This is a genomic window from Streptomyces sp. NPDC051322 (assembly GCF_040689485.1).
Lineage (GTDB): Bacteria > Actinomycetota > Actinomycetes > Streptomycetales > Streptomycetaceae > Streptomyces.
On the sequence record NZ_JBFBAK010000002.1, the window covers coordinates 171,788 to 195,964 of the forward strand.

A 24,177-nucleotide genomic window follows, 5' to 3' on the forward strand; every position below is an offset into this window, starting at 1 on the left:
GCATTGAACAAGTTGAAGAGGGGCGCCATAGCGACGGTCGTCGCCGGCGCGGCAGCCTTCGGCGGTGTGGTCGCCATCGCTCCTACCGCGAGTGCCGCAGGATCCTCTACCTGCACCGTGGACATCGCCAACGCCACCTACAAGACGACCACTTCGGTCAACCTGCGCACCGGCCCGGGAGCCGGGTACACCTCCCAGGGCATTCTCGCTACCGGGACCCATTTCTACGGTACGTGCAAATACGACACGTCCTACGGCGTCGGCGTCCCCTACAACGTCTGGACCTACGGCAAGGTGACGAGCGGTGCCAACTCCGGCAAGTGGGGCTGGGTCAGCGCTGATTACCTGAAGAAGGCCTAATCCTCGCCAGCCTGTGAAGGGGCCCGGGGCGGATGGCCGCCCCGGGCCCGGCACCGCGCCTACCGAAAGCCGAGGTGCGGATCGGTGCCGGCCAGTTCACCGCCGGCGGCCCACAGGCGAGCGGCGACGGCCGGGTCGGCCATGTGAGAGGTGCGGGCTCACACCGTGGTGTGCCACGCAGGCCGAAGACCCTCGGCCGCCACATCTGTCCGCCCGGTACCTCCGGGTCGAGGACAGTACGGACGATGGGCCATGCTCCGGCGTCCTTGCCCTGCAGCAGGAGCCCGGCGGGCAGGGCTCGTAGCCGCTCGCCCGCCGTTGCCACGCGTACCGGCGGGCGGGACGGGGTGAGGCAATCCAGTGCGCCGCCGGGGTGGGCCACCACACAGGGCCAGCCACTGGGTGAGCGCGAACGTCCGACAGCCGGCCGGAGGAACGCCGAGAGCAAGCAGGGGTGCGCGGCCCTGGCGGTCCGGCCCACATTCGGGCGCCATTCCTCTACGGCTGGAGCAGCAGGTCGCGTTGATACCAGGTGCCCGGCTTACCGCCGAGGTCGGCCGGGTCTGCCGGGCCGACCGGGACGAACCCGGCCTTGGTCAGCACCCTCTGGGACGCGGCATTGTTACGGGAGGTGGCCGCCCGCAGTGCGCGCAGCCCGTGCCGCGCCACCGCCAGCCGGCACAGCTCCCGGACGGCTGCGGTCGCCACGCCGCGGCCGGTGACGTGCTGCGCGACCCGGTAGCCAAGGTCGGCGGCGCCGTCCTCGAAGCGGTACAGGTTGAACCGGCCCAGAACCGAGCCGTCCTCAGCGACCAGCACGTAGAAAGCGCTGATCCCGGCCTCTTGCTCAGCCAGCGAGGCGCTGTGCCGGTCGGCGAACTGACGGAAGAACTCATCGCCGCGGTCGGAGATCGAGGCCGCGAAGTAGGCGCGGTTCGCCAGCTCGAAGGCCAGGACCGCCGGGGCATGGCCGGCATTCAGCCGCTTCAGCTCGGGCACCGCCCAACTCTACCCAGGCGCCGCGCTGAGGCCACCGGGCCGGCGTCAGGTGCGTGCAGGCAGAGGGTAGCCGTCGAACGCACCGTGCCCGAACCGCTCGGCGAGCTGCTTGTAGTCACCGGACAGTGCGGTCCCGATCGGGGCCTCGATCGCCGTCCTGGCCGTCGGGTCGCGGATGAGCCGGCCCTACGGACACGCAGACGTCCACGGGCGGCGGGGCCTTCACGGGGGAGCTGTCGATCGCCGTCATGGCTGCCACGTTAGAACCTTCAAGTGCACTTGAAGCAAGCGCGCTTCGCGCGGCACCCAACGGTTGGGCGGGGGATGAGTCGGAGGTCAGGGGCGGGCGTGTAGCTGTTCCTCAGTGGGGGGCTGTCCGGCGATGTTCGTGATGAGCTCGGTGCACAGGTCGCGGAGTTTGATGTTGCGGTGCTGGGACGCGGTACGCAGGATCTGGAAGGCCGCGTCCGGGGTGCACCGTTGCTGGCCCACGATGACGCCGATGGCCTGGTCGATGACCGCCCGGGACTGCAGTGCGGTCTGCAGGTCGGCGGCGAACTCCTGGGCGTCGCTGATGCGTTGGGCCAGCGCGATGGCGCCGGTGGCCTGCGCGGCCAGGGAGCGCAGCCCGGTGAGGTCCGCATCGGCGAATGCGCCGGGTTTGGGCGCGTAGAGGTTGAGGGCGCCGGTGGTGTGGGTGTGAGCGGCGATCGGGAGGGACAGCGAGGAGCGGGCTCCGCAGGCGGCGGCGTAGGCGGGATACGGGCCCCAGCGTTCTTCGCTGAGCATGTCCGGCACGCTGATCTCTTCGCCGCTGCGCAGGGCCTGCAGGCACGGACCGTCGTCCTGGCCGTACTGGGCCTCATCGAGAGCCGAGGCGCTGGCGCCGGCGCTGGCCACCGTCAGAGGCCTGCGTTCCCGCTCCAGGGTGATGCCGCATCCGTCGGCGGCCGGGGCATGGGCGAGGGCGGCTTCCGCCAGGGCCTGCAGAAAGCCGTTCAGGGTGTCGGTGTCGAGCAGAAGAGAGGAAATATCGGGCATACCGGGGGCGGGGGGCATGCCGGGGGGCTGGGAAGACATGGTGGTTTCCGTTCCGGGCAGCCTGAGGGCCCGTGTGTGGCAGGCATCGATATGCCGCCAGGGACCGCGGACTCCAGCCCGAAGGGACATCTCCAGCGCGGGCGGCGCTCCGCCCGGGAGGAGCAGACGACCAGCCGCCGCTTTCCACTATGCACCCTGCCGACCGCCGGCGTGAGCCTCCGGTCCTGAGGCCTGTGGGACGTGGTACGCGCGGTCGGGCTGCCGGGTTGTGTGCCCCGGCGGATGAGGGGCAGACTGTTCTCTGCGGTCAGGAAGCGGCCCGGTTGTCACCGTGCCTCCCTGGAGTGAGTCTTGACTTCTGCGAGCTACCACCTCGACGCGCGGCATCAAGTGATCGAGCTGCGCGATGTCATCGACATCGACGACGAGCCCCCGATCGAGCGGGAACTGTGCCTGCTCCTCGCCTGCTCCCCGGCTCGTGCCGTCATCGTGGATCTCCACACGCCCATCGTCACCACTGCGACCCTGCGTCTGCTGCTACGCCTGCGCCAGGCCGCTGACCAGTACGGCATCGTCCTCTGCGTCACCGCCCGGCATCCCCAGGCCGCCAGGATCCTGCACATCGTCGGCATGCAGGACATCCTGCGGGTCACCGCCACCCTGGCCGGCGCCAAGGCCATGGCCGCTGCGTGCGTCGCAGCACCGCAGATACCGGCTTGCCCACGACGGCGCACGCCTGTTCCCGCGGTGCCGTGGACCCGGTTCAAGGCACACCTCCACGAGATCGTCCGCACCGGTCGGCGCCAGCCCGGTGACCACCGGGGGCAGGCGAGCGAGGCGACCTGACGCTGGCACGGAGACCGTCCCTGCAGAAACAGCCGCGACCACCACGGACGTATAAGGAGAGAGCTCATGCTGATGGCACACCCCGCCGTGCTGGAAAACCTCCTCGACCAGTACGAGGCCCTGCACGCCGATCATGGCGACACGGACGACGCCCGTCGCCGTATGGAAGACGTCATCTACACCCTGTGTGTCTCCACCGGTACTCGCGACATCGGCCCCGCACTGGCCGCCGCACGCCGTCGACTGGCGCAGGACAGCGCGCCCTCCGCCGCACGCCTGCCCGGTCGCTCCGGCCCGTGCCGACCGGGAGCCGGCGTGGGGTGAGCACCAGGGTGGGCCGTTACGGGACTCGGCAGCCTCGGTGTGCGGAGCAGACCGGCCCCGGCCGGGACCCCGGGAATCTCAACCCGCCGAACTGAGTTACTTACGGCTACAGCGATGGCAACGGGGTGGACCGCAAGGAGGGGACGTAAGCCGATGAGCCTGCGTCAGTACGAGTACGCCCTGGCCGTTGCCGAGGAGGGCTCGGTGACGGCGGCGGCGGAGCTGCTGCGCGTCGCTCAACCGTCGGTGTCCCAGCAGATCCGCGGCCTGGAGCGGGAGCTCGGCGTGGAACTGTTCGCCCGCACGCCGACCGGACTGGTGCCCACCGTGGTCGGCCGCGCGTTCCTGCGGGAGGCGGAGATCGCGGTGAGCGCCTCGCGGCGGGCGAGGGCCACGGCGCGGGCCGGCGCCGATGAGCTGGTGGGCGAGCTGGTGGTCGCGGTGCAGATGGGCTTCGGCACCCGGCAGCTGCCGGGTGCGCTGGGCGCGCTGCGCCGCCGCTACCCGCGGCTGGAGGTCACCGTCTTCGAGGAGCCGAGCTCCGCCGAGCTGGAGCGGCTGTGCCGCCGGGGCGTTCTCGACCTCGCCCTGATGGCGGCGTGCGAACGCAGCCCCGCCGACGCCCACCACCTCGGCGACGAGGAGTTCGTCGTGGTCCTCGCCCCCGGGCACCGGCTGCTCGCCGCGGACCGGGTCGAGCTGCGGGAACTGGCGGGGGAGCCGTGGATGAGGTTCGACCGTGACAGCGCACTCGACGGCGTGCTGCTGAACGTGCTGCGGGACAACGATCTGACCCCGACCACGGCCGCCCGCGTGTCCCAGACGGCGACGGCCGCGCGCTGGGCCGCCCACGGACTGGGAGTGACGCTGGTCCCGGCCTCCGCGGTGCCCCACGGGCACGAGTACCTCGTTCGCCCGGTATCCCCGGCCGTGTCCCAGCCCGTCATCGCCGTGATCCGGCAGAGCGCGGGCCCGGCGGAGACGGCCCTGCTCGAACTTCTGCGTCAGGAGAACTGGTCCGAGCCCGCTTAACTCCCTCTGCCGGAACCGGCGTCTGTCGGAGCCGGCGTTCGGGAACGCCTTCGGCGTCAGCCCATGGGGAATTCGCCGCCGTCCACGATGAGATTCCTCCCGGTCAGCCAGCTGGCTCGGCCGGACACGAGGAACAGCACCGCGTCGGCGATGTCGTCGGGCTGACCATCGCGCCCCAGCGGCGGGGTGTCACCGGCGTTGGTCTCGGCCGGCCCCGCGTCCATGCGCGCGGACACCTCCGCCCACTGCTCCCGCGTTGCTTCGCCGCCAGGGGTGGCGGTTCTGCCGGGAGACACGGTGTTGACCCGGATTCCGAGGGGGGCCAGCTCCGAGGCCAGTCCTCGGCTGTAATTCTCCAGCGCCGCCTTCGCCGTGGTGTAGTGCAGGAACGGTCCTACCGGGGTGAGGACCGCGGCCGACGAGACGTGCACGATCATCCCCGAACGCCGTTCCCGCATCCCCGGTACCAGCAGCGAGTTCAGCCGCACCGCCGACAGGAAGTTGAGGTCAAGTGCGTCCTGCCACTCCTCGTCGGGGATGGCCGAGACGCCCTCGTGCGGTCGCGCACCACCCGCGTTGTGGACCACGATGTCCACCCCGCCGAGCACCTCCTGCACCGCTGCCGCGAGCGCCTCCGCTCCGGCCCGCGTCCGCACGTCGGCCTCCACGAAGGTGGCTCCCGCCGGCACGGTGCTCGTCGCCGACCTGGCGGTCGTGAGCACCTCGGCGCCCGCGTCCAGGAGTTGGCGTACGACGGCCGCTCCGATCCCGCGAAAACCGCCCGTGACCAGGGCCCGCTTTCCCGCGAGTTCGCGTGTTTCCGATCCGTTCTCGATTGTGGGCATGCCACCGGTCCTCTCGATTGGTGTTTGTCCGCTCGACGGCATAAGGATCGGCGTGCGCAGAGCGCGAATTCTCGGAGAAATCGCGGTGAGCACCTCGTCGAGTTGTTTCACGGTACGGCCGGAAAAGAACGAGGGGCAAAGACGAATTATCAGCAGCGGCTATAGGGAACTCCTATGTCGCGCCTATCCTCCGCCGGTGAGCGATTTCCACGCGGCTGTCCCTGTTTTCACGGCGGCCACCACCGGTGCGACGGGACGACGATCAAGCAGTGACGCGGCATCAGTTGACGGGCCACTGAAGGACCTCCGGCTCGGTGGGATCGTCTTCGTCGGCGCCTGAGCCACCCCGCAGCGATGGTGGCGTCGTGCGGGTGATTCCCCGTCCGCACGCCACGGCTGCCAGCGTTCCGGCCCCGGCCGTACCGGCGGCGAGCGCGAACACCGCGGCCGCCCCCGACCGGTCCAGCACCACACCTGCGACGGCCGAACCCGCGCCGACACCCAGGTTGTACGCGGTGTTGACCCACGCACCCGCCTCCATCTGTGTGTCCCCCGTGACCATCGAGTCCACCAGCAGGTACGAGGTGATCAGCACGGTGTCCCCGCACGCCCCGGCGCCCAGCAGGGCGACGGCGGCCACCGGGATGAACGGAGCCAGTGCGGGCAGGGCGAAGCAGGCCGCTCCGGCGGCTGCGATCAGTGTCAGTCGCCGGGCGAGCGAGGCGCGCCAGCGTGGCAGGCGGCGTGTGACGCACTGACGTCCGGTGCCGACCCGCTCGGGCGGTCGAGTCCAAGTAGTTCGGAGCGGCCGGTCGTTGCAGTTGGCCGGGAGGGCGAGAACCCTCAACGCAGCCTCGCGTACACGATCAGGTTGTTCACCGGGTGTCCCTGGGCGTCGAAGGATCCGTCGCAGGTGATGAGGCGCAGGGTGGCGTTGGGGGTCTTGTCGTAGACCTTGTCGGTGGGGAACGCCTTCTTACTGACGCTGTCGGTCCCGGTGACGGTGAAGTGGACGCTCTTTCCGAGTGTGTTGAGGACGGCGATGTCGGCGCCCTTGTCGAGCTTCTTGAGGTCGTGGAAGACGGCCTTGCCGAAGCGGGTGTCGTTGTGGCCGATGATGACGGCGGCTCCGCGCTCGCCGGGTGCGGTGCTCCCGGTGTACCAGCCGGCGGTCATGCCCTTGTCGGCCGGTGGCACCTCGACCGTGCCGTCTGCGTTCAGGCCGAGCCGCAAGAGGGAGCTGGACACGCCGATCGAGGGGATACTCACCCGGGCCGGGGCCGCGGGGTGTTTCGAGGGGGCGGTGCCGGCGGGCGGCTTCGATGAAGCGTGGGCCGAGTCCGCGGACGAACTGCCCGAGGCAGCGGCCCCGTCGGTGGAGGCGGACGCCTTTGCCGGGTCGGACGTGCAGCCGGTCAGGGCGGCGAGGGCCAGGCAGAGCAGGGCCGGCAGCAAGGCGGCCGATCGCCGCGTCGGGCGGGATGGACGGGTCTCAAAGGGTGTACCGGACACGAAGGGCTCCTGGTCGGGGTCGGTGCGAGCGGCAGTGGCGCCGCCCCGGTGAGACGGAGGCGGCGCCACGGCGAGCAGGTGGGTCAGTTGTTGCCGCGTGCCGCGGAGCGGCGGCGCAGTACGACGGTGCCCGCCCCGGCCAGGAGGACGGCACCGGCGGCCGAACCGATGAGTGCCGCGGTGTCGCTGCCGTTTCCGGCGGGCTTCTCACCGGCGGCGACGGCGCCCCGGGGGGCCGCAGCCGGGCGGGCCGTGCGGGCCGGCGCCTTGGTGCCTGCGGGGACCGGCGACGGGGTGGGCTTGGTGCCGGCGGCGACTGCGCCCCGGGGCACCGCGGTGGTCGGTGCGCTGCCCCGGGGCGCGGTTGTCGGCACCGGTCGGGGAGTCTTGGCGCGTGCGACAGCGGCCTCCCTGGCAGCGGACGCTGCGCGCTCGGCGGGCGTCGGCCGGGGGTGGGTGGACGCGAAGGCCCCGGTGGTCGGCGCGAGCACCGCGCCGACCGCGACAGCGGCGAGCACAGCGGCGCGCAGGGAAGAACGGGGGGACATAGATGGCTCCAGTTCCAGCTCGGTCTTGATGACGCCTGGGTGCCGGTTCGCACCAGGCGTGCCGGGCATGCCGGAAGACTGGCAACCACTTATGAGGAAGCTGTCAGGACGCTGTGGTCATCGGATCAGGGCTGCGGCGCAGTCGTCCCGCTCGGCGCCGGCGGAGCCGCATCGGAGGGCAGCCGCAACGTGAAGACGGAGCCCTGACCCTCCGTGCTCACCGCGCTCACCGTGCCGCCGTGGGCCTCCGCGAGCTTGCGGACGATCGCCAGGCCGAGGCCGCTGCCGCCGGTGCGGCGGCTGCGGGACTTCTCGGCGCGCCAGAAGCGGTCGAAGACGTACGGCAGCGCGTCGGCCGGGATGCCGGTGCCGGTGTCGGCGATCTCCACCATGACCTCGCCGGGCTCCGAACTCCCGTACGCCCGCAGGGACACCCGCCCGTTCGCCGGTGTGTGGCGCAGCGCGTTGGACACCAGGTTGCCGACCGCCTGCCGCAGCCGCACCGGGTCGGCGGTCAGTACGAGCGCCTGCGTACCCGTCACCGTCAGCGTGACGCCCGCGGTTTCGGCCCGGGCCTGGTGCGCCGCGGCGACCTGACCCAGCAGGCCGTCGATCCGTACCGGCTCCAGGTGCAGCCGCAACGCGCCCGCGTCGGCCGCCGCGAGGTCCTGCAGGTCGTCGATGATGTGCTGCAGCTGCACCGCCTCCTCGAGCAGCGAGGAGACGAAGGCCGGGTCCGGGTCGGCGAGGCCGTCCTGCGCGGCCTCCAGCCAGCCGCGGATATTGCTCAGCGGGGTGCGCAGTTCGTGCGCGACGTCGCTGACCATCGCCTTGCGCTGTTGCTCAAGGCGCGCCCGGTGCGCCGACATGTCGTTGAAGGTGGCGGCCAGCCGTCCGATCTCGTTGTCCGAAGCGACCTGCACGGGCTCCGACGTCTCACCGTCCCGCATCCGTTGCGCCGCGCTGGTGAGCGCGTGGAGCGGCCGTACGAGACGGGTGCCCGCGAGGATCGACGCGCCCACCGTGAGGGCGAGGACCAGGGCCGCGACGCCCGCGATGCGGGCGGTGTTCGCCGGTGAGAGGTTGAAGCCCGGGACGGTGGCGCCACCCGGATCGCCGATGAACAGCAGCGCGGGGGAGGCGACATAGGAGCTGAGCTGTTCCCGGCGGGCGGTGCCCACGCAGGAGGCGATGGCGCGGTCGTCATCGCTGCTGAGGACGCCCGGTGCCACCGTGGCGGTCGGGTGAGGCGCCCTCGGGGCGGCCGTGGGCTGCGGTACCGCGCTCGGCTCCGGTGCGGAGCCCCGGTTCCAGGAGAGGTCCAGGGCCAGTTCGACACCCGGGCGGCCCTGGCGCTTCAGGCAGGAGTCGGCCAGCTGATTGAGCGCGTGCAGCGCCTTCTTCTCGGTGCTGGTCGGGTCGTCCAGCGCCTCGGTCGAGCATCTGGTGCCCTGCGTTCGCTCCGGGTCATTGCCCACCACCTGGATGCGGGGCCGCCCGCTCGGTCCCACCACGACGTCCGAAGCGACCCCCGACGCGTTGAGGCACGCCGCACTCCGCTCCGCGGCCTTCCGCAGGCTCCGGCGTTCTGCCACGGGCAGCCTGAACGGTCCGACAGCTCGCGGGTCGACGCGGTCGGTGGTGGCCGCGGGACCGGCCCCGGGCGCGGCCGAGTCGGTGGTTCCGACCGAGAGGGTGGTGTCCACCGAGAGCGGGTCGACGACCGCGGACGCCTGCGGCGGCAGCGCGGGCGGCGACGCGCCGGTCACCGAATCGGCGATGGGCTGGCCGGCCTGGGTGGTCAGCGCGACCCGGCGGCCGGACTGCCGCGCCAAGTCCCGTACGGTGTCGCCGACAGCGTCCCAGCGTGGGTGACCGGCCGCGTAGCCGAGCAGGGTGTTGTAGATGCGGGTGTCGGCCGTGAGGTTCTGGCCCTGTTCCTGCTTGATCGCACCCGAGGTGGTCTGCACGGCGAGCCAGGCGGTCGCCGCCACCGAACACGCCGCCACCAGCGCGGACACCGCGAGCAGCCGGCCCAGCAGGCTCTTGCGGAGCGGCAGCCGGGACGGCCGAGCTCCACCGGGGTCACGGGTTCTACGACGAAGCAAGCCAAGCACCCTTTGCGGGATCCGTCAGCTTGTAGCCGACGCCGAAGACGGTGCGCAACCGGACCGGCCGCCGTGGGGTGACCTCGATCTTCTTGCGCAGGTTCATGATGTGCACGTCGACCGTGCGGTCGCTGATGTACCGGTCGAAGCCGTGCAGTTCGTCCAGCAGTTGCTGCCGGGTGAACACCCGGTCGGGCGCGGCCGCCATCGCGGCGAGGACCCGGAACTCACCGGGTGTGCAGTCGACCTGCTCGCCGTCGACGGATACCTCGTGCCGTGCCTCGTCGACGACCAGCGCACCCACCGACAACAGCGGTGCGGCGACGGGCGTCGTGCCTGCGGACCGCTGGGTGCGGCGCAACAGCGTACGAACGCGGGCCATCAACTCGCGCGGGCTGTACGGCTTGGTCATGTAGTCGTCGGCGCCGAGATCCAGGCCGAGCAGCAGATCGTCCTCGGTGGAACGGGCCGTCAGCATCAGCACCGGCAGTTCCCGCGACTCGGCCCGGGCCTCGGCGCGCAGCGCACGAACCACATCCAGGCCGTCGGCGCGCGGCATCATCACGTCGAGCACGAGCAGGTCGGGCGTCCGCTGCCGCACCTCCTCGAGCGCGGCAAGGCCGTCCCCCACGACCGTCACTCCGTGCCCCTCACGCTCCAGGTAGCGGCGGACCAGCTCGGCTTGCTTTGCGTCGTCTTCCGCGACGATGACGTTTGCGCACACGCCGCCGATCGTAGAGGAGTTCCCCTCGGCGGCGATCGGCGGCGGACCGGCGTCGGATCAGGCCGACGGGCCCTCGGCCGGCGGGAGCAGCGCACCCGCGGTGAGCCCGCCGAGCGCTTCGTTCGCCGTCTCCTCGGCGAGCGAAGCCGCCTGCCGGGCGCAAGCCCGCAGTTCGTGGACGCGTCGGAACGCCTCGCCGTAACGCCGTTGCTCGTCCAGCGGCAGCAGCGGTACGCGGAGCCGGCCCGGTGAGACCTGCAGAATGGTGCTGCCGACGGAAGCGCCCGCGATGTTGTCCCCGGAACCCAGGAAGCCGGCGAGGAACCACGGGTCGAGGCGTGCGGGGTCCGGCCGCAGCAGATGGATGTGCCGTCCGAGCAGGGCTCCGGCGTCCTCCTCGTCGGCGACGCGAGTCATCGCACCGCTGCTGTCCGCCACACCACGGAGCAGAACGTCGCCGCTGGCGACGGCGTGTGCCGCACCGGCGCGCAGGTGCTCCGCCGTGCCCGAAGGGCGGGTGCCCGCGCCGATGTCCGATGCGGTGAGCACCGGGCGTTCGCCGGCCTCGGGGGAGGGGTCTGCCGGTACGGAGTCCTTGCGGCCGGCCGGAGCCGCCGCCCGCAGCAGGGTGAGCGCACCGCCGCGGGCCAGGTCGGAGACGGTGGCGGTGCGCCAGGCGCGGGCGGCGCCGGCGGCTGCCTGCCAGGGCCCGAACGTCGCGGCCCGCTGCAAAGCGCCCAGGGAATCCGCCAGTTGCCCGCTCAGCGCGTCGACTCCGCGGGCGACCAGGGCAGGGTCCATATCGGCCGGCGCGGCGCGTACCTGACGGCTCGGGGTGAGGTCCACGAGGTCGTCGACCAGGTCGATGGTCGGTACGGCCCGGGCGGTGCCCGGCGTGTCGGCGAACGAGTCGGCCCCGGTGGCGAACGCCCGCCAGGCGCCGAGGACTTCGCCGGACAGCATGTCCCAGTCCAGGCCGGTACGACGCTGCTTCGGCCGGGCGGAAGCGTCACGCGAGGAACTCGGGGACCCGGTGTGCCGGTTCCCGCCGGTATCCACGAACAGTACGGACGTGCGCGGCGCGCCGCCCGGCTCGGGGCGCTGGAGGACCCAGAGATGGAGCCCGATGTGCAGGGGCGCCGAGGCGCCGACGGGCAGGCCGATCACGGCACGCAGGGCGCCACTGCGCACGAGTTCGGCACGGATCCGGCGCCCCGAGGTACGGGACGCGGTGGCCGGCGGGAGCAGCAGCACAGCGTAGGAACCGGAGTCCAGGTGTGCCAGCGTGTGCTGGATCCAGGCCAGTTCGGATTCGATACGGGGTGGTACGCCATAGGCCCACCGCTGGTCGTAGGCGAGTTCGTCGTGTCCCCAGTCGCGGTCGCCGTAGGGCGGATTGCACAGCACGCCGCCGACCGTCAGCCCCGGGAAGGCGTCTGCGCGCAGGGTGTCCCCGGCGCGCACCGTCACCTGTGCCTCAGGAGCCGACACCAGCAGGTGCACCGCGCTCCGCTGGGCCTGTACGACCAGGCTGTCCTGGCCGTACAGCTCACGTGCGCCGTGCCGGGCCGCGGCCGCGAGGAGGGTGCCGCTGCCGCACGCCGGATCCAGCACCCGCGACGGCGCACCCGGCAGGAGTTGGGCCATGAGGTCGGCGAGTCCGCGCGGTGTCCGGTAGGTGCCGCTGCCCGACGAGGTGTCGTCGAGCTCTCGCTCGGCGAGGACATCGAGCGCGGCTCCCGAGCCCTCGTCCCGGACACACCGGACCAGGCTGCGCAGCGCGTTCGCGTCCTCGGCTCGAAAGCGCACGGCCTCCGCCTCCGGCACCGCATCGGCGAGCTCCGCCGCTGCCCGGTCCGCATGCGCGATCAGCCCGGCGTCCGGCAGGTCGGCCACGGCGGCCAACTCCTCCTTGCCGCGCCGGGAGGTGGCGAGGACCAGGGGCAGCAGCCGAGCCGCTGCGCCGGACTCCGACGCCTGCAGCCGCAGCACGGTGCGCAGCTCCTCGGAGGGCGTGGCCGCCGAGGTGTGACCGCGCCCCTGCAGCCAGCCACGCACCGCTTCCAGGTCGTAGAGGGGGCTGGCCTCGGTGCCGCCGGACGGTACCGGGAAATCGTCGTGCCGGCGCCGCCAGTTGCTGACGGTGGCACGCGTGACGCCCGCGATGCGGGAGATCTCGGCTGCGGTCACCTGGGCTGAAGGCTGCGGCATGGATTCCTCGGCTCTCGGAAGTGGTCAGCAAACAGACTACAGCGCACGTCAAGCGGCGATGGGAGATTGACAGTGCTTTCACTTATATGATTATCTGGAATTGCTTCTGGATGCAGCGATCGAGTCGAAGTACTCGACGGGGGAAGGGTCTTGGCCGCCATGACTGATGAGCTGGAACCGACTGTGTACGACCGTCATCTGACGGAGCTGCTGGGCCGGGGCGACCGGGAGAACTTCCAGGCCCTGATGGCCCAGGCCCGGCATATCACCACCCGCTCGTACGAGACGAACCTGTACGACCACCAGCAGGCCTTCCGCCTGCTGTGGAGCCACCTCCAGCGCACCGGCCACATGGAGCGGGCGTGGACGGAAGCACGTGACCGTCTCGCCGCCGGAGGCGCGGGCGAGGCGGAGCGTAAGGACCTGGAACTCTTCCTGACGGTGTACGACGGTGTCCGGCCGGTGCGGAGTCCGTTGCGGTCGTGGAAAGACGGCTGAGCGGTGCGCACGGCATCACGCCGGTCCGGTCGCCGCTGCGGGAATTATCGCTGTTCGTGACAGGCTGAAGACGTCGTACAACATCAACACGGCGTCGCGGGGCGTCAGGCGCCGGCAGTGCGTCGAACGAAGCAGAGGGCAGGATGGTCATGGGTGAGCTGATTCTCGTCCGGCACGGAGAGACGAGCTGGAGCCGCACGGGGAAACACACCAGCTGGACGGATCTCCCGCTCACCGGTTTCGGCGAGGACCAGGCCCGGGCGGTCGCTCCGCTGCTGGCCGAGCGGCGTGTCGCGCTGACCCTGACCAGTGGACTCAGCCGGGCCCGGCGGACTGCCGAGCTGGCCGGGCTCGGTACCGCGTTCCTGGACTCCGACCTGCACGAATGGGACTACGGCGGATACGAGGGGATCACCACGGCGGAGATCCACCGGGACCGGCCGGAGTGGGATCTGTGGACCGATGGTGTGGTGCCGGGGCCGCCCGAGCACCCGGGCGAGACGCCTCAGGAGGTCGGCGAGCGCGCAGACCGGGTGCTGAAGACCGTCGACGCCGCACTGCGCGACGCCGACCTCGACGGTCGGGGCGGCGATGTGGTGCTGGTGGGCCACGCGCATTTCCTGCGGGTGCTGACCGCGCGGCGACTCGGCCTCCCGGCATCGGCCGGGGCGCTCTTCCGGCTGGACACCGCGTCGGTGAGCCGGCTCGGCACCGAGCACGACCGCCCGGTCATCGCCGCCTGGAACGAGACCCCCGCCGTCACGGCGTGAGGGCGCCCACCCCGGCCGTGGTCTCCACTTCGAGCAGCGAGGCGCTCTGCCGCTCGGCCTCGAAGGCCGCATGGCCTCCGCGCAGCCCGAAAAGCCGCTTGCCGAGCAGGATGTACAGCACCGCCAGAATGTTGATCGCCAGGGTGGCGATCTTCAGCCAGCTGATCTTCTCGGTCAGCTCGTAGATCTCCAGCGGCAGGAAGATCGCGGTCGCCACCACGGTCAGATACTCGGCCCAGCGCTTGGCGCGCCACAGCCCGACGCCCTCGATGATCTCGATCAGGGCGTAGACCAGCAGCAGGACGGCCACCAGCACCAGGGTGGAGTGCTTGTACCCGAACGTCTTCTGAATGGTCCCGACCACCGGCGAGTGGTCGAGGTCGTAATGGAAGTGGCGGAACACCGGGCGCAGCACGTTGAGATATTCGTCGAACAGCCGGCGCACCGCGTCCTGGCTGTTGCTGAACTTCCACACGGCGACCGCGACCAGCACGATGAACACCCCGCGCACCGCCCGTTCCACGGCGAGGAACCGCAGGATGAAGATGTCGCGCAGCACCTTGCCCCGGGGCACCAGCGGTGCCTGGTCGGCCGGCCCCGAGCCGTGCGGAGCACCCAGGGCGAAGTCGCCGCACCGCAGACAGCGCCAGGCTTCGCCCAGCCCCGTCGAGGCATGCAGTCGCTCCCGCAGTTCCGGCTCCTGCGGGGCGTAGGTGACATGCCCGCGCCGTGCGCAGGTGCGCCGGTCCCAGTCGATCTTCATCCGTCGGTTCCCCTGTGACTGCTCGGTTGATCGGTCGTGGCGCATCGCCGTAAGGCATCGTATGCGCCGCGACGACGCACGACGCACGGCGGACGGGAGAGGGAGGGTATCGGGAACTCCCGCCGGACATACGGAGTTCCGCTGAACGGCGAACCGGTGGCTCCGCACCGCACGCGGTGCGGAGCCACCGGGATACTCTCGAAATCCGTAGGTGGCAGGGGAGGAACGATGGGGTCCCGGACAGCACGCCCGGCTGCTGCGCCGCTGCTGGAGCGGGAGAGCGAGCTGGCCGCCGCCGCGCGAGGCGTGACAGCGCTCTGCTCGGAGCCGGCGGAGGGGTCCACCGGCGGGCTCCTCATCTACAGCGGTGAGGCAGGCTTCGGCAAGACAGCGATCCTCGAAGCGGTGCGCGAGCTGGCGGCGGACCGCTGCACGGTGTGGTCCGCCCGCTGCGGTGAGGTGCTGACCTCCGTCCCCTTCCATGCCGTGCGCCGGCTCCTGCAGCCCGCGCTGACGGTGGGCGTCCCCGGCGGTGAGGCCAGGGACCTGCTCGGCGACCGTTACGACATCGTGGGACCCGCCCTCGGCATAGCGCCGCCGAACGCCCACCGGACCGACCCGCAGGGCGTGCGCGACGGGCTGGACTCGCTGGTCGAGCGGCTCGCCGCGCTGCACCGCCCGCTGGTGCTGCTGGTGGACGACGCACACTGGTGCGACCTGGAGACGCTGGCCTGGCTGGCTGCCTTCGCTCAGCGCCCCGGCGGACTTCCGGTCCTGGTCGTCCTCGCCTATCGGACCGGGGAAGCAGTCGGCGACACCGCGGAGTACCTCCGCAGGCTGGAGTCCGCTGCCACGGCGTGCGTACGGCTGCGGGCGCTCACCCCCGACGCCATCGCCCAGCTCTCCAGGACGGCGCTCGGCGAACACGCGGACGACCCGTTCTGCCGCGAGGTCTGGGCCGTCACCGGCGGCAACGCGTACGAAACCGTGGAGCTGCTGGCCAGGGTGCGGGACGACGCGCTGGAGCCGGTGGAGGACTCGGCCGGCGCGCTGCGGGCGCTCGGTGCCTCGGCCCGCGGATCGGGGCTGATCGCGCGGCTGGAACGGCTGGGCACGGCCGCCACCCGGTTCGCCTGGGCGGCCGGGATCCTGGGCACCGACATCTCGCTCGAGCTGGCGGCGTCGCTGGCCGGCCTGGGGCCCGCCGAGGCTGCCACCTGTGCCGCTCGGCTCCGGGAGGCCCGCATCCTGACCGGCGGCGACCCGATGGAGTTCGTGCACCCGCTGATCGCGGGAGCCGTCTACCGGGCGGTGCCCGCCGCCGCCCGGACCGCCATGCACGGCCGGGCGGCCTGGGCGGTCACCGAGGCGGGAAGGGGACCGGCGGCAGCCGCCCGCCACCTCCTCGAGGTCCATCCGGACGAGGATCCCGAACTGGTTCAGCAGTTACGGGAGGCGGCCGCCGAGCACCTCGCCGTCGGCGCGCCGGACGCGGCGAGGCGCTGCCTGGAGCGCGCACTGGCCGAACCGCCGCTGCCCACGGTGCGAGCCCGGGTGCTGTACGAACTGGGCTGCGCGACGCTGCTGTCATCCCCCGCCACCACGGTCGGTCATCTGCGGGAGGCGCTCGCGCAGCCGGGTCTCGACGCGGACACCCGGGTCGACGCCGTCTTCCGGCTCTCCCAGGCCCTGACCCACAACAACCAGCCGGCCGAAGCCGCACAGGTCGCGGCCACCGAGGCGGAGCGGACCGAACCGGGCCCGGCGAGGCGGCGGTTGCAGAGCGCGCAGTTCCTCTGGGAGGGCGTGCAGGCCGTCGAGGACGACGGCCCGGCACGCTCCCGCCGCCTCGCTGCGATGGCCGACGGCCTCAGCGGCTCGGACAACTCCGAGCGGATCCTGCTGATACTGCGGGCGTTCGACGGCACGGCACGCGGCGAGAGCGCCGAGGAGGTCGTCGAGATCTGCGACCGCGCCCTGATCAACGGCCGGCTGGCGCCCGGAATCGGCTGGACCAGCGCGGAGTGGGGCTTCGAGCCTGCGGCGCTGCTCGGCCTCTCGTATGCCTTCGCCGACCGGCTCGACCGGGCCGAGAGCCTCTTCGCCGAAGCCCTGCGCGCTTTCGAGGCGGCCGGCTGGAGCGGCGGCCACCTGTCGTTCGCCCATGCGCTGATCGGCTATGTACAGCGCAGGCGTGGACGGCTGGCGGAGGCGGAGAGCTATCTCCGCGAGAGCCTGCGCCTGGCCGAGCGGGTGGGCAACGGCATGCCGCTGAACTGGGATGCCGCCAGCATGCTCATCGACACCCTGCTCGCCAGGGGTCATGTCGAAGAGGCCGTCGAGGTCGCCGACCGCTACGGCTTCGCCCCGCCGTACCCGGCGCCGATGGTGATTCCGGACGCGCCGTCGGTGCGCGGCCGACTGTTGCTGGCCCAGGGACGCGTCAAGGAGGCAGTGGCCGAACTCGAGGCGGTCGGGGAGGCGTTGCGGTTGCGGGGCCGGCACAACGGCATCATGGCGCCCTGGGCCGGCGATCTGGTGTGCGCGCTGGCCACCGAGGACCGCCCCAGAGCGGTGCGGCTCGCCGCCTATGTACGGGACCGGGCCGAGCGCATCGGGACGGACACCGCCATCGGCGAGTCGATGCGGATCGCCGCCACGCTCGAAACCGGTCGGCGGGCGGTCGAGCTGCTCGGCGGTGCGGTCGCCTATCTCGAGGCATCACCCTGCGCCTACGAACACGCGCTCGCTCGGGTGGACTTCGCGATGGCGACCGGGTCGGAAGCCGATCTGCAGCGCGGACTGACGCTCGCCGAGGCCTGCGGTGCCGACGGTCTGGTGTCCCGGGCCGGCCGCGGCCGCTGAGCCGGTCGATGGTGACTCCGGCGTCAACTCGCCACCGTTCGCCGGACATTGCCACAATTGTTCGGCTACTCCGCGTGTTTGAACGAGAGCTGACTGTGTAAAACCGGCGAGTCTATTCCTCTCGGGTGCCGACCGCACAAGGTTGGAAGAATATGCCGTCGCGGTGATCTGATCGGGCTACGCTCGCTCACTGTGAGTTGAGATGACATGTATTCATGCGTTTGTTCCCACATGTCTTGATAGTTCGATTCTCCCCACCGTCAACTGCCAGAGGGATCACATGGTTCGCGTTGAGGCGCCTCCAACCGATCGGACAGCGCCGCTGGTTCGTGCGCTGCTGCTCTCCGTCGTATTGACGTCGGCAGCCACCGCCGTCGGCGCGGTCGCGGTGAACCGAGCCGCCCGGATACCACTTGTGTGGGCCGGTGCGGTGGCAACCGTCGTCGTCGCCCTGCTCGTCGCCGAACTCGTCCGCCGCGCCGCCGCGTCCCGCACCCTGCACCGGGTGTACGGCGAGCGGCTGGCGTTTCTGGAACACCGGCTCGCCGCGCACGACGCGGAAACCGTACGGCTCGCCAAGGAACTCATGCCCGCTGCGATCCACCGGCTCAAGCACGGTGAGTCGCCGCTGGAGGTCATGCGGGTCCTGGTCGACAACAGTGAGGTGTACCGCGACCTGCCGTCCGCGCAGCGCGAGATCCTCGCCTCCCTGCTGAAGATCGTCGACGACGAGGAATCCCAGCGTGAGGGAGCCCAGTTCGCCTTCGTCGGCATCGCCCGAAGGGTCCAGGCCATCGTCCACCAGCAGGCCGCGGAGCTGCGGCTGATGGAGGAGGACCACGGCCGGCAGCCGGAGGTCTTCGACGACCTGCTCCGCCTCGACCACGGCAACGCCCTGATCGGCCGCCTCGCCGACAGCATCTCGGTGCTCGGCGGCGCCCGCCCCGGACGTCAGTGGCCCAAGGCGGTCCCGCTGTTCAGCGTGTTGCGCGGCGCCATGTCGCGCATCCTGGAGTACCCCCGGGTGGAACTGCACTCCATCGCCAAGGTCGCCATCGTGGGGACCGCCGTCGAGCCGCTCATCCACGCCTGCGCCGAACTCCTCGACAACGCCACCCGGTACTCGCCGCCGCAGACCCGGGTCCATGTCACCGCGGTCGAGGTGCAGACCGGTGTCGCCATCGAGATCGAGGACGGTGGCGTCAGCCTCAGCGAGGAGGCCCACAAGCGGGCCGAGGGCATGCTCGCCAAGGCGCAGGCCGGGGTCGACCTCAACGACCTGGGGGAGTCGCCCCGCCTGGGCCTGGCCGTGGTCGGCCGGCTCAGCCGGATGTACAACCTCAAGGTCGCGCTGCGCCAGTCCGCCTACGGCGGCGTCCGCGCCGTGCTGATCGTGCCCCGCGAGGTGATCACCACGGGCCCGGCCCCCGGTATCGCCCACGGGATCGGCGCGGCGGGCGAGCCCCGCACCGGGGACACCGGTATCGGCGCCTTCGCGGACCGTCTTCCTTCGCGGGCTCCGCGCAAGGCCAAGGCGCCGAAGAAGCCGCTGCCCATGGCGCTTTCGATGGAAGACGACGTACCGGTGGTGACCGAGTGGACCGCGAACGGGCTCCCGCAGCGGCGCAGCCGCATGCGGTCCTCGTTCGGGGCCGGGGAAACGGGCCCGCTGGTGCCCGCGCAGGCGCCCGAGCCCGACCCGTACCCGGCGCCGGAAGCGGAGCACATCGAGGAGAAGGAGGAGCCGCAGCCCGGAATCTGGCTCGAAGCCTTCACCAAGGCGGCCAACGGCGTGCCGCAAGAGCCTTCGGCGGTCGGAGAGTCCGGCGACGCGCGGGACAAGGGGGACCTGACGTGATTCAGCAGCTGGGCAACATGGACTGGATGCTCAAGGAGCTCGCCACCAGCGTCCCCGGAATCCAGCAGATCGTGGTGCTCTCGGCGGACGGCCTGCGCATCGCACGGCACGGGGGCGACCCGGACGGCGCCGACCGTCTGGCGGCCGCCTGCGCCGGGCTTCAGAGTCTCGCCGCCGCCGTCGCCACCGAGATCCCGGGCAGCGACGGCAGGATGCGGCTGGTCGTCATCGAGATCACCGGTGGGTTCTTCTACCTCATGGCGGCGGGCCCCGGCTCGTACCTCGCGGTCCTTACCGACGAGCGGGTGGAGGCCGGTCTGGTCGGCGCCCAGATGCGGGACATGGTCGTACGGATCGGAGCCCATCTGGCCAGCCCGCCGCGGCAGGACGGGAAGGCCGGATGACGTCCCCGCCCCGACGAGAACGCCGTACGGCCGACCAGGATGCCGGAGACCCCGAACGGCTCTACGTGCTCACCGGCGGCCCGGACGGCACCGAGCGGGCGGCGCTCGACCTGGTCACCATCGTGGTCGCCCGCGCCGACCCGTCCCCCACCGTGCAGCCGGAGCAGGCCGCGATCGTACGGCTGTGCAAGTCGCCGTTGTCCGTGGCCGAGATCTCCGCCTACCTGCGCCTGCCGTTCAGCGTGGTGACCGCGCTGCTGACCGATCTCCTCGCGGCCGAACTGGTCGAGTCGCGCGCGCCCATCGTCCGCGCCACACTTCCCGACCGGGCCCTTCTCGAAGCGGTGATGCATGGACTCCAGAAGCTCTGACACGATCGCCGGCCCCCGGAGCGAAGACGTTCTGCCCGACACGGCCAAAGCCGCGGTCAAGATCGTGATCGTCGGCGGCTTCGGTGTCGGCAAGACGACGATGGTGCGTTCGGTGAGCGAGATCCGTCCGCTGACCACCGAGGAGACGATGACCCAGGCGGGGGTCGGCGTCGACGACAACTCCGGCGTGGAGAGCAAGACCGCCACCACCGTGGCGATGGACTTCGGCCGGATCAGCATCAGCGAAGAACTGGTGCTCTATCTCTTCGGCACTCCCGGCCAGGAACGTTTCTGGTTCCTGTGGAACGGCCTGTTCGAGGGTGCGCTGGGAGCCGTCGTGCTGGTCGACACCCGACGGCTCGAGGTCAGCTTCGACGTCATCGGCCGCCTGGAGGAGCGCGGAGTGCCGTTCATCGTCGCCATCAACACCTTCCCCGACGCCCCCCGCCACCGGCTCGAGGCCCTGCGGGTCGCACTCGACCTGCCGGAGGAGGTCCCGATCGTGGACTGCGACGCCCGGCAGCGCGCGTCCAGCCGCGACACCCTGATGACCCTCATGCGCTACCTGCACTCCCTCGCCACGCGACGTGCCTGAGCGGGTGTCCGGGGTTGGCGCTCCGGACACGCCGGGCCGTCCCCCTGTCCGTACGTAATTGGAGTGACCCGTGACATCCCCCTTCGATCCTCAGCTCGGCCCCGGCGGCGCGGCCGTACCACCACCGCAGTGCCCGGCCCACGCGCTCGGCAACGGCGGTATCGGTGCCGGCGGGCTGCGCCGGCTGTACGGAGCCGAGGCCGAGAACGACCCGATGGGCCTGTACGAGAAGCTGCGCGCCGAACACGGCCCGGTGGCGCCCGTGCTGCTGCACGGCGATGTACCGGCCTGGCTGGTGCTCGGCCACAGCGAGAACCTGTACATGACCCGGACCCCCTCCCTCTTCTCCCGCGACTCACGTCGCTGGCGGGCCCTGCAGGACGGCACCGCGCCCCCCGATCACCCGCTGGCGCCGGTCTTCACCTGGCAGCCGATCTGCTCCTTCGCCGACGGCGCCGACCACGAGCGGCTGCGCAGCGCGGTCACCGATGCCATCGCGCGCATCGACAGCCGAAGCACCCGCCGGTTCATCAACCGCTTCAGCAACCGGCTGGTGAACGACTTCTGCCAGGACGGCAGGGCCGACCTGGTCAGCCGGTTCGCCGAGCACCTGCCGATGATGGTGATGTGCCAGCTCATCGGGATGCCGGAGGCGTACAGCGAAGACCTGGTGCAGGCGGCCCGCGACATGATCAAGGGCACCGAGACCGCCATCGCGAGCAACGCCTTCGTGATGTCCGCGATCACCCGGCTGGTGGCGGCGCGGCGCACCGCGCCCCAGGACGACTTCGCCTCCCGCCTGATCGAGCACCCGGCCGGGCTCAGCGACGACGAGGTGGGTCAGCACCTGCGTCTGGTGCTCATCGCCGCCTACGAGACCACCGCCAACCTGATCGCCAACGTGCTCCGCATGGTGCTCACCGACCCCCGCTTCAGGGCCCAGCTCAGCGGCGGCCACATGACGGTGCCCGAGGCAGTGGAACAGACCCTCTGGGACGAGCCCCCGTTCACCACGATCTTCGGCCGCTGGGCGGTCGGCGACACCGAACTCGGCGGCCAGCGGATCAAGGCCGGTGACGCACTCATCGTCGGGATCGCCCCCGGCAACATCGACCCGGTGGTACGCCCCGACCCGCACGCCTCCATGCAGGGCAATCGCGCCCATCTGGCCTTCAGCGGCGGCGCCCACGAATGCCCGGGCCAGGACATCGGACGGGCCATGGCCGATGTGGGCGTCGACGCGCTGCTGATGCGACTGCCGGACGTGCAGCTCGCCGTCGAGGAGCACGAGCTGCGCTGGACCAGCTCGCTCATGTCCCGTCACCTGAGGGAACTGCCGGTGTATTTCGCGCCGCGGCCGCCGCAGGACATCATGGTGGCACCGTCTCCGGCGGCGATGCCGGTCCCGCGTGCCGACTGGGAGGTGACCACCCCCGCACCCGGCGGACCCGGTCCCCACGCCGCTCCGGCGCCGCAGCCGGCCCCCGCGGTCCAGGCACCGCCCCCGCCCACCGCGGCCCCGATCCCCGCGCAGCGCAGGGGCTCGGCTCCCAAGCGGCTGTGGGGCGCGCTGACCAGCTGGTGGCGCGGCTACTGACGGGAGCTCAGGACGGGTGCAGGCGTGGGCGCCGGTGCGGCTGCCGGTGTCCGTGCCCCTGCCCGGTCCTGCGGCGGCATCGCCGGCAGATTCGTGGCCGGTGCTGTGGTGACGGTCGTCCGGGTGAGCAGCACCACCCCGCGGGCGGCAGCGACCGCGCCCACCAGGGCGAGCAGCACCCCGGTCGCGCCGCCCTGCAGGCGCTCGCCGAGCAGGGCCAGGCCGATCGCCGACGCGGCGACCGGGTTGGCGAGCGTGACCATGGCGAGGGGTGCGCCGAGCCCGTCCCGGTAGGCGGTCTGGGAGAGCAGCAGCCCGCCGACGGCGAAGGCCGCGACCAGCAGGGCCACCACGGCGGTGCGCCAGTCGAGCAGCGGGCCCGTGGCGCGGTCGGTCATCGAGACGGTCACGGTCTGGGTGAGCGCCGACGCGATTCCCGAGACGATGCCGGACGCGGCGGCGAACCGCAGACCCGGTCGGCCGCCCGGCCGTCCCGCGCGCCGGACCAGCACGCCCACCAGGACCAGTGACACCACGGCGATCCCGAGGACGTCGGGCAGCGCGAGCGTCTCGTGCGGGGCGGAGCCGCCGGTGGTCAGCAGCAGGGCGCCGAGGCCCAGCAGGGTGAGCACCGTGCCGCGCCACTCGACCCGGGCGACCCGTCGTCCCGCGAGGCGGGCACCGAGCGGCACCGCCGCGACCAGGGTGAGCGCGCCGAGCGGTTGTACCAGAGTGAGCGAGCCGTACTTCAGCGCCGCCACATGCAACAACGCCCCGGCGGCGTTGAGACCGACCGACCACCACCAGGCGCCGCGGCCGAGCAACCGCAGCAGCCCGGCCTTCGGCAGGGTGCGGGCGGCGAGACGTTCCTGCGCGACGGCGGCCGTGGCGTAGCCGACGGCGGACAGCAGCGAGAGACCGACGGCCAGGACGGTCGCGCTCATCGGCGAGCTCCCCCCGCTGCGAGTTCACGGGCAGGTTCACCGACGGCATCGACGGGTTGGCCACCGGGCGGACCAGCGGGCGGACCGACCGGCGGACCGGCGTGCGCACCGGCCGCCACCCCGGCCGCCACCCGGTCGGGCACCCGGATGACGGCCAGCGCGAGCGCCAGCAGCACACCGGCCGCGATCGAGTCGAGCCAGTAGTGATTCGCGGTGCCCACGATCACCCCGAGGGTGACCAAGGGGTGCAGCAGCCACAGCCAGCGCCACCGCGAGCGGGTCGCGGCGATCAGGCCGATGGCGATCATCAGTGCCCAGCCGAAGTGCAGCGAGGGCATCGCGGCGAACTGGTTGGCCATCGAGTCGGTGGCGGGCGACGATCCGTAGACCGTCGGCCCGTACACCTGCCCGGTGTCCACCAGATGTGCCGCATGCAGCATCCGCGGCGGGGCCAGCGGGAGGAGCAGATGCAGCGCCAGCGCGGCGCCGGTCACTGCGGCGAGAACCCACCGCGCCCACCGGTAGTGGCGTGGCCGGCGCCAGTACATCCAGGCCAGGAAGAGGATGGTGGCCGGGAAGTGCACGGCCGCGTAATAGGTGTTCGCGATGTGTATGAGCGTGTCGCTGTGCAGCAGCGCGCGCTGCACGGTGCCCTCGCCGGGCAGATGCAGCGCCCGCTCGACGTTCCACACGTCACCGGCGTTGCGGTACGCCTCGGCGACATGGCCGTTCGCGATCTGCCGGCCGAGCTTGTACACGAGGAAGAGTCCGACGACGAGCAGCAGCTCACGGACGAGGGGCGGGCGGGCAGCAGCGTCCGGCTCCCGTTCGGCAGGATCGGTTCGGGCATCCATCTCCCGCGCCCCTTCACGTTGGTCACCAGTGGGTCCGTGCCGTGGTCCGACCGCGGCGCATCGAAACGAAAGTGTACCGATACGCCGACGTATCGGAACAGCAGCGTA

Annotated in this window: 24 protein-coding genes and 1 pseudogene; 12 read left to right on the forward strand and 13 right to left on the reverse strand. The window is 71.6% G+C overall.

Features of this window, described 5'->3' with window-relative positions; all coding sequences use genetic code 11:
- The first annotated feature begins 3 nt into the window (after nt 1-3).
- Nucleotides 4-360, forward strand: coding sequence for an SH3 domain-containing protein (locus tag AB0436_RS05020; RefSeq protein WP_366466305.1), 357 nt, complete (start codon nt 4-6; stop codon nt 358-360).
- 59 nt (nt 361-419) lie between these two features.
- Here AB0436_RS05020 and AB0436_RS05025 read toward each other — a convergent pair.
- From AB0436_RS05025 to AB0436_RS05035, 3 genes and pseudogenes are all read right to left on the reverse strand, one after another.
- Nucleotides 420-745 (reverse strand): annotated as a pseudogene (locus AB0436_RS05025) (short-chain dehydrogenase); the annotation flags it as partial.
- A 113-nt stretch (nt 746-858) separates the two neighbouring features.
- Nucleotides 859-1,359, reverse strand: coding sequence for a GNAT family N-acetyltransferase (locus AB0436_RS05030; RefSeq protein ID WP_366466306.1), 501 nt, complete (start codon nt 1,357-1,359; stop codon nt 859-861).
- Nucleotides 1,360-1,695: 336 nt separating this feature from the next.
- Nucleotides 1,696-2,439: a GAF and ANTAR domain-containing protein gene (locus AB0436_RS05035; protein ID WP_366466307.1), complete on the reverse strand. Its 744-nt coding sequence runs from the start codon at nt 2,437-2,439 to the stop codon at nt 1,696-1,698.
- A 312-nt stretch (nt 2,440-2,751) separates the two neighbouring features.
- Here AB0436_RS05035 and AB0436_RS05040 point away from each other — a divergent pair, with 312 nt between their 5' ends.
- The 3 genes from AB0436_RS05040 to AB0436_RS05050 all read left to right on the forward strand — a co-directional run bounded on the left by AB0436_RS05040 (nt 2,752) and on the right by AB0436_RS05050 (nt 4,602).
- Nucleotides 2,752-3,246 (forward strand): STAS domain-containing protein, encoded by a 495-nt coding sequence (locus tag AB0436_RS05040; RefSeq protein WP_366466308.1) that lies wholly within the window; start codon nt 2,752-2,754, stop codon nt 3,244-3,246.
- Nucleotides 3,247-3,312: 66 nt separating this feature from the next.
- A complete protein-coding gene (locus AB0436_RS05045; RefSeq protein WP_366466309.1) occupies nt 3,313-3,570 on the forward strand; it encodes a DUF5133 domain-containing protein in 258 nt (85 codons plus the stop codon).
- A 153-nt stretch (nt 3,571-3,723) separates the two neighbouring features.
- Nucleotides 3,724-4,602, forward strand: a complete 879-nt coding sequence (locus AB0436_RS05050; protein ID WP_366466310.1) for a LysR family transcriptional regulator — start codon at nt 3,724-3,726, stop codon at nt 4,600-4,602.
- Nucleotides 4,603-4,658: 56 nt separating this feature from the next.
- Here AB0436_RS05050 and AB0436_RS05055 read toward each other — a convergent pair whose 3' ends face one another.
- The 7 genes from AB0436_RS05055 to AB0436_RS05085 form a co-directional block, all read right to left on the reverse strand.
- Nucleotides 4,659-5,447 (reverse strand): SDR family oxidoreductase, encoded by a 789-nt coding sequence (locus AB0436_RS05055; RefSeq protein ID WP_366466311.1) that lies wholly within the window; start codon nt 5,445-5,447, stop codon nt 4,659-4,661.
- A 280-nt stretch (nt 5,448-5,727) separates the two neighbouring features.
- Nucleotides 5,728-6,294 (reverse strand): hypothetical protein, encoded by a 567-nt coding sequence (locus AB0436_RS05060; protein ID WP_366466312.1) that lies wholly within the window; start codon nt 6,292-6,294, stop codon nt 5,728-5,730.
- Nucleotides 6,291-6,959, reverse strand: a complete 669-nt coding sequence (locus AB0436_RS05065) for a class F sortase (RefSeq protein WP_366466313.1) — start codon at nt 6,957-6,959, stop codon at nt 6,291-6,293. The genes AB0436_RS05060 and AB0436_RS05065 overlap by 4 nt, the downstream gene beginning before the upstream one ends.
- 83 nt (nt 6,960-7,042) lie before the next feature.
- Nucleotides 7,043-7,507: a hypothetical protein gene (locus AB0436_RS05070; RefSeq protein ID WP_366466314.1), complete on the reverse strand. Its 465-nt coding sequence runs from the start codon at nt 7,505-7,507 to the stop codon at nt 7,043-7,045.
- Between the two features lie 125 nt (nt 7,508-7,632).
- Nucleotides 7,633-9,615, reverse strand: a complete 1,983-nt coding sequence (locus AB0436_RS05075; protein ID WP_366466315.1) for a HAMP domain-containing sensor histidine kinase — start codon at nt 9,613-9,615, stop codon at nt 7,633-7,635.
- The gene (locus AB0436_RS05080; protein WP_366466316.1) at nt 9,602-10,339 is read right to left on the reverse strand and encodes a response regulator transcription factor; all 738 of its coding nucleotides are present in this window, start codon (nt 10,337-10,339) and stop codon (nt 9,602-9,604) included. The genes AB0436_RS05075 and AB0436_RS05080 overlap by 14 nt, the downstream gene beginning before the upstream one ends.
- Nucleotides 10,340-10,396: 57 nt before the next feature.
- Nucleotides 10,397-12,550, reverse strand: a complete 2,154-nt coding sequence (locus tag AB0436_RS05085; protein WP_366466317.1) for an N-6 DNA methylase — start codon at nt 12,548-12,550, stop codon at nt 10,397-10,399.
- Nucleotides 12,551-12,709: 159 nt separating this feature from the next.
- Between AB0436_RS05085 and AB0436_RS05090 the strand changes: the two genes are divergently transcribed.
- Complete coding sequence (locus tag AB0436_RS05090; RefSeq protein ID WP_366466319.1) at nt 12,710-13,048, forward strand: hypothetical protein; 339 nt, start codon at nt 12,710-12,712, stop codon at nt 13,046-13,048.
- A 149-nt stretch (nt 13,049-13,197) separates the two neighbouring features.
- The gene (locus AB0436_RS05095; RefSeq protein ID WP_366466321.1) at nt 13,198-13,818 is read left to right on the forward strand and encodes a histidine phosphatase family protein; all 621 of its coding nucleotides are present in this window, start codon (nt 13,198-13,200) and stop codon (nt 13,816-13,818) included.
- On the opposite strand, the gene AB0436_RS05100 is transcribed toward AB0436_RS05095, so the two are convergent.
- Complete coding sequence (locus AB0436_RS05100; RefSeq protein WP_366466322.1) at nt 13,808-14,581, reverse strand: DUF2127 domain-containing protein; 774 nt, start codon at nt 14,579-14,581, stop codon at nt 13,808-13,810. The two genes, AB0436_RS05095 and AB0436_RS05100, sit on opposite strands and share 11 nt — an antisense overlap.
- 228 nt (nt 14,582-14,809) lie before the next feature.
- On the opposite strand from AB0436_RS05100, the gene AB0436_RS05105 reads away from it, so the two are divergent.
- The 6 genes from AB0436_RS05105 (at nt 14,810) to AB0436_RS05130 (ending at nt 22,271) form a co-directional block, all read left to right on the forward strand.
- Nucleotides 14,810-17,446 carry an AAA family ATPase gene (locus AB0436_RS05105; RefSeq protein ID WP_366466323.1) on the forward strand — a complete coding sequence of 879 codons (2,637 nt, stop codon included), beginning with the start codon at nt 14,810-14,812 and terminating at the stop codon, nt 17,444-17,446.
- A 280-nt stretch (nt 17,447-17,726) separates the two neighbouring features.
- Nucleotides 17,727-19,304 carry an ATP-binding protein gene (locus AB0436_RS05110; protein ID WP_366466324.1) on the forward strand — a complete coding sequence of 526 codons (1,578 nt, stop codon included), beginning with the start codon at nt 17,727-17,729 and terminating at the stop codon, nt 19,302-19,304.
- The gene (locus AB0436_RS05115; protein WP_365855155.1) at nt 19,301-19,708 is read left to right on the forward strand and encodes a roadblock/LC7 domain-containing protein; all 408 of its coding nucleotides are present in this window, start codon (nt 19,301-19,303) and stop codon (nt 19,706-19,708) included. Before AB0436_RS05110 ends, AB0436_RS05115 begins: the two co-directional genes overlap by 4 nt.
- Nucleotides 19,705-20,079: a DUF742 domain-containing protein gene (locus AB0436_RS05120; protein WP_366466325.1), complete on the forward strand. Its 375-nt coding sequence runs from the start codon at nt 19,705-19,707 to the stop codon at nt 20,077-20,079. Before AB0436_RS05115 ends, AB0436_RS05120 begins: the two co-directional genes overlap by 4 nt.
- The gene (locus tag AB0436_RS05125) at nt 20,060-20,674 is read left to right on the forward strand and encodes an ATP/GTP-binding protein (protein ID WP_366466326.1); all 615 of its coding nucleotides are present in this window, start codon (nt 20,060-20,062) and stop codon (nt 20,672-20,674) included. The genes AB0436_RS05120 and AB0436_RS05125 overlap by 20 nt, the downstream gene beginning before the upstream one ends.
- A gap of 70 nt (nt 20,675-20,744) precedes the next feature.
- The gene (locus AB0436_RS05130; protein ID WP_366466327.1) at nt 20,745-22,271 is read left to right on the forward strand and encodes a cytochrome P450; all 1,527 of its coding nucleotides are present in this window, start codon (nt 20,745-20,747) and stop codon (nt 22,269-22,271) included.
- Here AB0436_RS05130 and AB0436_RS05135 read toward each other — a convergent pair.
- Together AB0436_RS05135 and AB0436_RS05140 are read right to left on the reverse strand one after the other, a co-directional pair.
- Entirely contained in the window at nt 22,265-23,215 is a 951-nt protein-coding gene (locus AB0436_RS05135; protein ID WP_366466328.1) for a DMT family transporter, read from the reverse strand. The two genes, AB0436_RS05130 and AB0436_RS05135, sit on opposite strands and share 7 nt — an antisense overlap.
- Entirely contained in the window at nt 23,212-24,069 is an 858-nt protein-coding gene (locus AB0436_RS05140) for a phosphatase PAP2 family protein (RefSeq protein WP_366466330.1), read from the reverse strand. The genes AB0436_RS05135 and AB0436_RS05140 overlap by 4 nt, the downstream gene beginning before the upstream one ends.
- Nucleotides 24,070-24,177 lie beyond the last annotated feature (108 nt).